Source organism: Microcystis sp. M49636_WE2 (genome assembly GCF_030065375.1).
Classification (GTDB): Bacteria; Cyanobacteriota; Cyanobacteriia; order Cyanobacteriales; family Microcystaceae; genus Microcystis; species Microcystis aeruginosa_C.
In genome coordinates this window covers 1-1,810 of sequence record NZ_JASJFG010000331.1, presented here as the reverse complement: position 1 = coordinate 1,810, position 1,810 = coordinate 1, and the positions used below count along the sequence as shown (strand labels likewise).

General features: G+C 42.7%; 1 protein-coding gene. It reads left to right on the top strand.

Going from position 1 to position 1,810, the window contains the following annotated elements:
- Positions 1-307: 307 nt before the first annotated feature.
- Entirely contained in the window at positions 308-1,561 is a 1,254-nt protein-coding gene (locus PX484_RS07930; RefSeq protein WP_287669363.1) for a competence/damage-inducible protein A, read from the top strand.
- The last annotated feature ends 249 nt before the right edge of the window (positions 1,562-1,810 follow it).

Here is a 1,810-nt window from a genome sequence, read left to right as displayed (position 1 = left end):
TTTTTATGGGCAGATATTTTAAAACTGTCTCTTGAAGCTAATTATGATGATTATCTTGAAAAAAAATGATAATTAGACAGAAGTTCTCTATGTGAACAAGAGAACTTTATCTTCTTTTGTTTTCAAAATGAGAATTGCTGCATTTAATATACAAGACTTTGATTGTTGATAGCTTACTGGTATAATACTGGAGCGCACTGGTAGGGTTAACTTCCAGTACCATCGTTACCTAAACCCGATCGAACGATGGTGACAGGAGATCAGTTAATGATCAAAATTGAAAATCTTAAGCTAATTGCTAAAAATTATGGCCGCTGAAATTATTTGTGTAGGAACGGAATTATTATTAGGGGATATAGTTAATACTAACGCCCAATATTTAGCCCTAGAATTGGCAAAATTAGGCATTCCCCATTATTATCAAACGGTGGTGGGGGATAATGTAGAAAGACTGAAAAAAGCGATCGCTATTGCCCGAGAACGTTCCTCAATTTTAATTTTTACCGGGGGACTGGGACCTACTCCTGACGATTTAACCACAGAAACAATCGCCGATTTTTTCCAAACGCCCCTTAGAGAAGATAAAGAGATTTTAGCAGAAATCGAGGCTAAATTTACGATTTTAGGGCGAGAAATGCCTCCTAGTAACAGTAAACAGGCTTTAATACCCGTGGGAGCCGATTTTTTGCCAAATCCGACGGGAACCGCCCCCGGCATGATCTGGCAACCACAGACTAACCTGACTATTCTCACTTTCCCCGGAGTACCCTCAGAAATGAAGAGAATGTGGGTAGAAACGGCGATTCCTTACCTAGAAAGTCAAGGATGGGGCAAAGAGAGGATTTATAGTCGTTCTCTGAAATTTCGCGGTATCGGTGAGTCAGCTTTAGCGGAAAAAGTAGCCCATTTATTTGATCTGACTAACCCCACCGTTGCCCCCTATGCTGGTTTAGGCGAAGTGCGTTTGCGAATTGCGACGAAAGCCCCTTCTTTAGAGGCTGCTTTGCAGGTAATTGAACCGGTAGCGACGGAAATTAAGGAAATCGCCGGATTAGATTATTTTGGGGCCGATGATGATACTTTACCCTCGGTAGTGGGGGAACTGTTGCGGCGACAAAAACAAACTTTGAGTGTGGCAGAATCCTGTACTGGAGGAGGATTAGGGGAAATTATCACCCAAATCGCCGGCAGTTCCGATTATTTTTGGGGTGGGGTTATTTCCTACGATAATCGGGTAAAAGTTGCCCTCTTAGACGTAAATGAGCGGGATTTAAATAATGTCGGGGCTGTCAGTGCCATTGTTGCCCAACAGATGGCCCTAGGGGTGCGAAAACGCCTCGCTACGGATTGGGGGATCAGTATCACGGGTATTGCTGGACCGGGAGGAGGCAGCGAGACAAAACCCGTGGGCCTAGTTTATATCGGTTTAGCCGATCCTCAGGGAAATGTCACCGTATCAGAGCATCGTTTCGGAGAAAATCGAGATCGCTTGACAATTCGCCAGATTAGTGCTTATACCGCCCTCGATCGCCTACGACGGAACTTATTAACAATATCTTAAAAAAGAATTGCCAAGAATATATACTCAGACTAAAAACCTATGTTAAGCTTAATATAAATACAAGATATAGATTCCCCCGCTCGTCAGATTTAACAGCCAAACGATGAAAATTAGTTAAAATTCTCTAGAATCAAGCTGTTGCGGGGATCAATCGACGAAAACTCATAGCTAGTATCTCAAAGGAGCCATTTGGTCAATGGACTATTTAGATGAAGTGATAGACAAGTTGAGAGAATGGGCGCGCAAACT

Bases quoted from the DNA above. Each gene is read 5' to 3' on its own strand.
- PX484_RS07930 (WP_287669363.1), top strand. From the start codon at position 308: ATGGCCGCTGAAATTATTTGTGTAGGAACGGAATTATTATTAGGGGAT.